The sequence below is a fragment of the Streptomyces sp. genome (assembly GCF_050698815.1).
GTDB lineage: Bacteria > Actinomycetota > Actinomycetes > Streptomycetales > Streptomycetaceae > Streptomyces.
The window spans coordinates 1-8,200 of record NZ_JBOHCV010000671.1 but is presented as its reverse complement, the minus strand read 5'-3'; the positions used below and the strand labels follow the sequence as shown (position 1 = coordinate 8,200).

Sequence of the window (8,200 nt, the reverse complement as noted above, 5' to 3'; positions counted from 1 at the left end):
GGCATGGTGTCCCACAGCAGCACCTGCTCGACCCGCTCGCCCATGCCGGTGAGCAGCTGGGCGGCCTCCAGCGCGATCGTCCCGCCCAGCGAGTAGCCGCCGATCCGGTACGGGCCGTGTGGTGCGGCACGGCGGATGAGGCGGACGTAGTGCCGGGCCATCGCCGGGATGGTGGTCAGGGAGTCCGCCAGGGCGACCGGGTACCCGATGCCGTACACCGGGCTCGGATCGGTGCTGTGCGCGGCCAGGGCGTGGGCGAAGAAGACCGTGCCGCCCGAGGGGTGGATCAGGAACACGGGTCGGTGTGTCCCGTCGGCCGGGCCGGACGGGTCGGTGGGGTCGGTGGGGCGGCCCTCCTTGATCAGCACCATCGACGTGTCGTCGTCGTGCGGAGCCCCGTACCACTGCGCCACCCGCCGGGGCGTGCGCAGGCTGGTGAACTGCTCCAGCGTCAGCTGTCCGTCCAGCCGCTCGCACAGCTCGTCCACGACGTCGATGGCGTGCAACGAGTCGCCGCCCAGGGCGAAGTAGTCGTCGTCCGCGCCGACGGAGTCGACGCCGAGGCGGGTGCGGAAGACCTCGGCCGCCGTCTCGACCGCGCTCCTGGTGGTCGCCGCGGCCGACTGCTCCCGGTCCGCGCCCGCGGGCTGCTTCGCCTCCAACGGCTCCCCCGCGTCCCGCTCGATCCAGTGGCGTACCCGGCGCAGCCGCACTCCCGGCAGCCGGATCTTCCGCGCCTCGCCTACGTCGCCGATCCCGCCGTCCCGGTCGCCGGGAGGCCCGAACCGCCCCTCGTAGACCTCCCGCAGCCCCCGTACCGCCTCCTCCACGGTGGCCGCCCGCACGGTGGCGCGGTGCGCCAGCGGGAGGCGGCCGTGCGTCAGCGTGTACGCGAGATCGTCCAGCCTCGTCGTCCCGTGGTCGCGCTCCAGGTGGGCGATCAGGTCTCTCGCGGCCTCGCGGACGCGCTCCTCGTCCGGCGCCGAGAGCCGCAGCACGTACGCGCCGCCGTCCGCCGGGGCCGCCCCCCGGGCGGGTGGGTCCGGGGCTCGCGTCAGCACGCAGTGCGCGTTGGTGCCGCCGATGCCGAGCGAGGTGACCGCGGCGGCGCGGATTGGCGACACGGTGGCCCGGGTGAGGTGGGGTTGGATGGTGAACGGCGTTTCCGGCAGCCGCAGTTCGGGGTTGGGCTCGGCGAAGTTGGCCTGCGGCGGGATGGTCTGGTGGTGCAGCACCAGGGCCGTCTTGATCAGCCCGGTGATGCCCGCCGCCGCGTCCAGGTGGCCGATGTTCGCCTTGACGCTGCCCAGCGCGCACTCGCCGGGCGGGTCGCCGGTGCGCTCGTACGCGAGGTGCAGGGCCGCGACCTCGATGGGGTCGCCGAGATACGTACCCGTGCCGTGAGCCTCGACGTAGCCGATCGTGGACGGGGACACGCCGGAGGCGTCCAGGCAGCTGCGGATGACCTCGTCCTGGCCGACGGTGCTCGGCGCGCTGTAACCCGCCTTCGCGGAACCGTCGTTGTTGACCGCCGTGCCCGCGATGAGCGCGTAGACGTGGTCGCGGTCGGCGAGCGCGTCGTCGAGGCGCTTGAGCACGACGACCCCGCAGCCGCTGCCGCGCACCATGCCCGAGGCCGCCGCGTCGAACGGCCGGCAGTGCCCGTCCCGCGCGTACGTACCGCCCGCCTGGTACCGGTAGCCGACGGTCTGCGGGGTGAACACGCTGACCCCGCCCGCCACCGCGACATCGCACCGCCCGTACCGCAGCGCGGCGCACGCCTGGTCCACGGCCACCAGCGAGCTGGAGCAGGCCGACTGCACGCTGACGCTCGGGCCGTGCAGGTTCAGCGCGTAGGAGGCGCGGGTGGCGAGGAAGTCCTTGTCGTTGCCGAGCAGCACCGGATACGTGAACGCCTGGTCGCGGAAGTCCGCCGAGCGGAGCACATGGTGCAGCAGGTACGAGCTGAGACTGGCGCTGCCGAACACGCCGACGCGTCCGCCGTACGCGGTGGGCGGCGTGCCCGCGTCCTCCAGCGCCGCCCATACGGACTCGAGGAAGATCCGGTGCTGCGGGTCGATGAGCCGGGCCTCGCCGGGCGTGATGCCGAAGAACGCCGCGTCGAAATCCTCGATGCCCGTCAGGTCGGCGGCGTAGGGCAGATAGTCCGGGTCCTCGACCAGGTGCTCGGGCACGCCGGCGGAGCGCAGTTCGGCGGCCGAGAAGCGGCGCACCGCCTCGGTGCCGGACGACAGCATCGACCACAGTGCGTCGACGTCTTCGGCCCCGGGGAAGCGGCCCGCCATGCCGATGACCGCCATCGGCGGCGCGGTCCGCCCCTTCGGCGTGCTCGGCACGCTCGGCGCGGTGTCGGCCGTCACCGCGGCTCACCGGCCTTCTCCCGTACGTACAACTCGTGCACGTGTGCGGCGTACGTGCTCAGGGTGGGGTGGCTGAACAGGTCGATCATGCGGAGCCCGGACAGCCCGAAGCGCTCGGCGACGCGCTGATGGATCAGGGTGACGTGCAGCGACGCGCCGCCGATGTCGAAGAGGCGCTCGTCGGGGCCGAGGGTGTCGAGCGTGACGACGTCGCGCCAGATCGCGCCGATCTGCTCCTGTACGGACGCGAGGCTCTCGGCGCCCTCTTCCGGCGGCCCTTCCTCCGGCGCCCCCTCCGGCGCTCGCCGCTGTGCGCGTGCCTGTGCCTGTACGACGGCGGGGGCCGGCAGGGCGGCCCGGTCGGTCTTGCCGCCCTCGGTGACCGGGAAGCGCTCCAGCGCCGTGAACACCCGGGGCACCATGTACGCCGGCAGCCGGGCGGCGGCCACCTCGGTCAGCTCGCGTGCGGGGATCTCGTCTCCCCGCGTGGAGGTGTAGTAGGCGGCGAGGTAAGGGCTGCCGGGCCGGTCCTCGCGCCGGGTGACGACGGCGTGGGCGACGTCCGGGTGCGTGCGCAGCGCGGCCTCGATGTCGCCGGGCTCCACCCGGTAGCCGTACAGCTTCAGCTGCCCGTCGACCCGGCCCACGTAGTCGATGGCGCCGTCGGGACGCCAGCGGGCGAGGTCGCCGGTGCCGTAGAGCAGCTCCCCGTGACCGTCGCCGAACGGGTCCTCGGTGAAGCACGCGGCGGTCAGCTCCGGGCGGTCCAGATAGCCGTCGGCGAGGCCGGGTCCGCCGAGGTGGAGTTCGCCGACGACGCCGACGGGGACCGGCTGCCGGGCCGCGTCGAGGATGCGGGCCCGGGTGCCGGGGACCGGGCGCCCGATCGGAACGGGTTCGGTGACCTGGTCCGGACCGGTCAGGACGTGATGGGTGGCGTACGTGGTGGCCTCGGTCGGACCGTAGCCGTTGATCAGGCGCAGGCCCGGATTGGCTTCGAGTACGGCGGTGGCGAGGGCGGGGTTCAGCACCTCACCGCCCGCGATGAGGGTGCGCAGGCCGGCCAGCGAGGAGGGGTCCTCCTCGGCCTGACGGTGCAGCAGCGCGGTGGGCATGTCGCCGTGCGTGATGCCGTGCCGGGTGATGAGCGAGGCGATCTGTCCGGCCGTCACGGTGCCTTCCGGGGCGAGGACGAGCCGCGCCCCGTTGACGAGCGTGCCCCAGATGTCGAAGGTCACCATGTCGAAGGAGAGCGAGGCCACCAGCAGCAGCCGGGTGCCGGGATCGATCCCGGCCCAGCCGGGCGCGCCGAGGGCGAGGTCGGCGACGGCGCGGTGCGGTATCCGGACGCCCTTGGGCTGCCCGGTGGAGCCCGAGGTGTAGATCACGTACGCGATGTCCTCGCCGGTGACGGCCACGGCGGGGGCGCGGGCCGGGCTGTCCCCGATCGCCTCGCGGTCGTCGTGGAGGAGGTCCGGGGTGAGGCTGAGGAGGAGACCGGCGTCCTCGGCCATGAAGGAGAGCCGTTGTTCGGGGTAGGCCGGGTCGAGCGGTACGTAGGCGCCGCCGGTCTTGAGCACCGCGAGGAAGGCGACGACCGCGTCGGTGCCGCGGGGCAGGCAGACGCCGATACGGGAACCGGGCTCGGCCCCGCGCTCGGCGAGGTAGTGGGCCAACTGGTCGGCCCGTCGCACCAGTTCGCGGTAGCTGAGCTCTTCGCCGTCCGTCACCAGGGCCGGCGCGTCCGGGGTCCGTACGGTCCAGCGGTCGACCAGTTCGTGCACGCCGCGGTCCGGCACGGCCTCTTCGGCCTCGAAGGCACCCTCGTGTTCACCGAGGAAGGCGTCACCCCCGAAGGAGGCTTCACCCCCGAAGGAGGCGAAGGCAGTGAGTATCCGGGCCTGTTCGGCCCCGGTCAGCATCGGCAGCTCCGTGACGGGGACGTCCGGCTCGGCGGCCGCCGACTCCAGCAGCGTACGGAAGTGGCCCAGCAGCCGCTCGACGGTCGCCGCCCGGAACAGGTCCGTGCGGTACTCCGCCGTCAGCCGCAGGCCGCCCTCGCCTTCGGCGTCCGGGATCAGGTTGACCGTCAGGTCGAACTTGGCGATGCCGGTGTCGTAGTACTCGAAGGTCGACTCGACGCCCGCGAAGGTCATCCGGTGCCGGTAGATGTCCTCCGGCACCAGGCACACCTGGAGGTAGGGGTTCTCCGCCGCACCACTGGCACCACCGGCACCACCCTCACCACCGGCGCCGCTCGCGTCCGCCACCACGAGTCCGTAGGGCACCCGTTGGTGGGTGTAGGCGTCGGTGACGGTCTGCCGGGTCCGGGCGAGCAGCTGCCGGAAGGTCGGCGCACCGCCCAGATCCGCGCGGAGCGGCAGCGTGTTGAGGTAGTAGCCGACCGAGCGGGCGGTCCCGGGCTGGTCGCGGCCGGAGAACGGCGCGCCCACGACCACGTCGTCGGTGCCGCAGTACCGGGACAGCAGGAGGTGGAAGGCGGCGAGGAACGCGTTGTACGGGGTCGCCCCGGTGGCATGGGCCAGCGCGTCGACGCGTTCGGTCAGTTCGCGCGGGAGGCGCCCGCGCACGAGTGCGCCGTCGCCGGAAGGGGTCTCCGGGCGGGGGAAGTCGGTCGGCAGGTCCATGGTCTCCGGCAGACCCGTCAGTGCCTCCCGCCAGTACGCGAGGTCCTCCTCGGCGTGGCCTCCGGCGATCAGCGCGTGCTGCCAGAGCGCGAAGTCGGCGTACTGACTCGGGGGCGGGTCGAGCCCGGCGTCCCGCTGCTCGGTGTTCGCGGTGTACAGCGCGGACAGTTCGTCGAAGAGGATGTCCGCCGAGCCGCCGTCGAACACGCTGTGGTGCAGGGACAGCACCAGCAGATGCTCCTCGTCGCCGCACCGCAGCAGGCGGGACCGCAGGTGCGGACCGGTGGCCGGGTCGAAGGGTTCCCGTACGGCCTGCCGTACGGCTCGCTCCACCGCTCCGGCCCGTTCCGGGGCGGGGACCGTGCGCAGATCCTGGACGGTCAGTTCGGGCGGGGTGGCCGGGCGGACCTCCTGCCGCAGTTCGCCGTCGCTCATCACCAGATCGGTACGGAGCGCTTCGTGCCGCTCGACGATGGTGGCGACGGCCCCGGCGAGCGCGCCGGCGTCCAGGGGGCCGCGCAAGCGCAGGGTGAGCGGCTCGTTGTAGACGGTGCTTCCGGGGTGCAGCGCGTCGTGGAACCAGAGTCCGCGCTGCCCGTAGGTGGCGGGAACGGGTTCGCCCGGCCGTGCGGCCCGCATCGGCGGGGGACCGCGCCACGCCTGCTGCCCGGCGGCGGCCGGCGTCGCCTCGGCCAGCGCCTCGTCGACCACGGTCTGGAGATCCTCGAGGTCGTCCGTCAGCAGGATGTCGATCACCCGTACGGGCTTGCCGAGGCGGCTGGTGAGGGCGGCCGCCATCCGGCCCGCGGCGAGCGAGTCGCCGCCGTTGGCCAGGAAGGAGATCGCCGGGTCGGGTGTGCCCGTGCCGAGCACCTCGTACCACAGGCGCAGCAACTCGGGCTCGATGTCGTGGTGTTGCGGGTGCGGCTCACCGGGCCGCGAGGGGAGAGCGGTCGCGGGCGGCTCGGCCTCCCCGGCCGTCTCCGCCGCCTCGGCCAGGGCCTTCCTGTCGATCTTTCCGTGCCCGGTCAGCGGGAACGCGTCGCGCTCCACCACCCGGTGCGGTACGGCGTACCAGGGCAGCCGCTCCCGGAGCCGCTTGCGCACGTCGGACAGGACGAGGTGGGCGCCGGGCGCCGCGATGACGTACGCGAGGAGCTGCTCGGCGCCCGCGCCGGTGCCCTCGCGGGCCGGTCGCTTGAGCACGACCGCCTGGCCGAGACCGGGGTGTTCGAGCAGCGCGTGCTCGACGTCGCCCGGCTCCACCCGGTAGCCGCGTACCTTCATCATGTCGTCGGTGCGGCCGAGGAAGGTGTGGACGCCGTCGGCGTCCGCCCGGACGATGTCCCCCGTCCGGTAGTACGGCAGCCGCGTCCCGTCGGGGGCCGTCCGCCGGTAGAAGGCGGGCCGCTCGCCCTGCTCGGCGCGGATGTACCGGCCGACTCCCGCCCCGCCGATGTGGAGTTCACCCCGTACGGCACCGTCGGAGCCTGCCGGACCAGCCGTTCCCGCCGCCGTGCCCGCTGCCGCCTCAGCTGCTTCCGCGGGTGCTGCCGGCGGCTCCGCGAGTGGCTCCACCAGCAGGTCGGTCGCGCGGATCGCGGTGCCGATGGGGGTACGTTCCGGGCCCTCGTCCCGCTCGCTCACCTCGTACATCGACACGCACACGGCGGCCTCGGTGGGGCCGTAGCCATTGATCAGGGTGAGGTCGGGCAGGGCGCGCTTGATCTCGCCCAGCAGGCCGCGCGGGATCGGCTCGACGGCGACGATCATCCGCCGCAGGGACCGCAGATCGAGCCCGTGGCGCAGGCCCTCGGCCATCGCCGGGAGGAAGGCCGCCGGGACGTAGGCGTGGGCGATGTGCTCGTCGGCCAGCCAGTCGGCGAAGTCCGCGGGGTGCCAGCGCCGGGCGTCCGGTGTGACGACGAGTTCGCCGCCCGTGGTCAGCGAGGTCCAGGCCTCCAGCACCGCCGCGTCGAACCCCGGGCTCGCACACGTGCTGTACCGGCTGCGCGGCGGAAGCGCGCGGCGGGCCACGCACTCGTCCATGAGATTCACGATGCCGTGGTGCTGGATCACGATGCCCTTGGGGCTCCCGGTCGACCCCGAGGTGTAGATGACGTACGCGTCGTCCCCGGCCACCCGGGTCGAGTCACCCCAGGTTCCGGCCGTCACCTGTGGCTGCGGGCCGGGCCCGACCGGGTCGGCGGCGGCGCCTGGTCCGTCGTCCGGTCCGTCGCCGCCGATCACCGCGGCGGGCGCGGCGTCGGCGAGGATGCGGTCGATCCGGTGCTGGGGGTAGGCCAGGTCGACGGGCAGATACGGCTTGCCGCAGCGCATCGCCGCCAGGGCCGCGGCGACCTGCTGAGGACCGGGTTCGAGGAGAGTGGCGACCGGTCCCGGCCGGCCGGCGGTGAGGGGGGCCAGCCGGGCGGCGAGCGCGTGGGACGCGTCTGACAGCGTCCCGTAGGTCACGGCCGCCCGGTCCGTCCGTACGGCGACCGCCGACGGGTCACGCTCCGCTGCTGCGTCGAAGCGGCGCAGCAGCGTGTCCGGCTGCTCTGCGGCGATGGTTGCCTGTTGTGTCGTCATAGAGACGTCTCGCACGGGTTGCACGGGTTATTACAAAAAGCAGTGCAGTGCAGTCACATGAATCAGGCTATAGACGGTCAATACCCTCATTATATTCTAGCTCGAACCAGACCACCTTCCCGGCGGTGATGGACCGCGCCCCCCATTGCTGGGCGATCTCGCCGACCAGTGTCAGGCCCCGCCCCAGCTCGCCCTCGGCGGTCACCTGGCCCCGGTGCGGCAGCCGCTCGTCGCCGTCCGCGACCTCGACCACCAGGGTCCCGCCCTTGGACATCTGGAGCTCGATCTCTCCGCGTGCGTGCCGGACCGCGTTCGTGACGAGTTCGCTCATCAGCAGCTGGGCCGGTTCCGTGAGCGCTTCCAGCCCCCAGTCCCGCAGCGTCCCGCGGACCAGTGACCGGGCGTAGGAGACGGATTTGGGCTCCGAGGGCACCCGCCAGCGGGCGGACCGGTGCTGGGGCATGGCCGGCGCCCGCGCCATGAGCACCGCCAAGTCGTCGTCAGCAGCGGGTTCCTTGAGCTCGGCGACCATGTCGTCGCACCACTGCTGCATCGAGTGACCGGAGGGCTCCGGTGCGG

At 73.2% G+C, this 8,200-nt stretch carries 3 protein-coding genes; all 3 read right to left on the bottom strand.

The window, feature by feature from the left end:
* Positions 1 to 2,357: beta-ketoacyl synthase N-terminal-like domain-containing protein (locus ACRDP3_RS24095; protein WP_431519099.1), on the bottom strand; the 2,357-nt coding region annotated here is incomplete at its 3' end.
* A gap of 20 nt (positions 2,358 to 2,377) precedes the next feature.
* On the bottom strand, positions 2,378 to 7,621 hold the full coding sequence (locus tag ACRDP3_RS24090) for an amino acid adenylation domain-containing protein (RefSeq protein WP_431519098.1): 5,244 nt from the start codon (positions 7,619 to 7,621) through the stop codon (positions 2,378 to 2,380).
* Between the two features lie 67 nt (positions 7,622 to 7,688).
* Positions 7,689 to 8,200: ATP-binding protein (locus tag ACRDP3_RS24085; protein ID WP_431519097.1), on the bottom strand; the 512-nt coding region annotated here is incomplete at its 5' end.

Excerpts from the sequence above, each read along its gene's own strand:
- ACRDP3_RS24090 (WP_431519098.1), bottom strand. The coding sequence starts at position 7,621 with ATGACGACACAACAGGCAACCATCGCCGCAGAGCAGCCGGACACGCTG.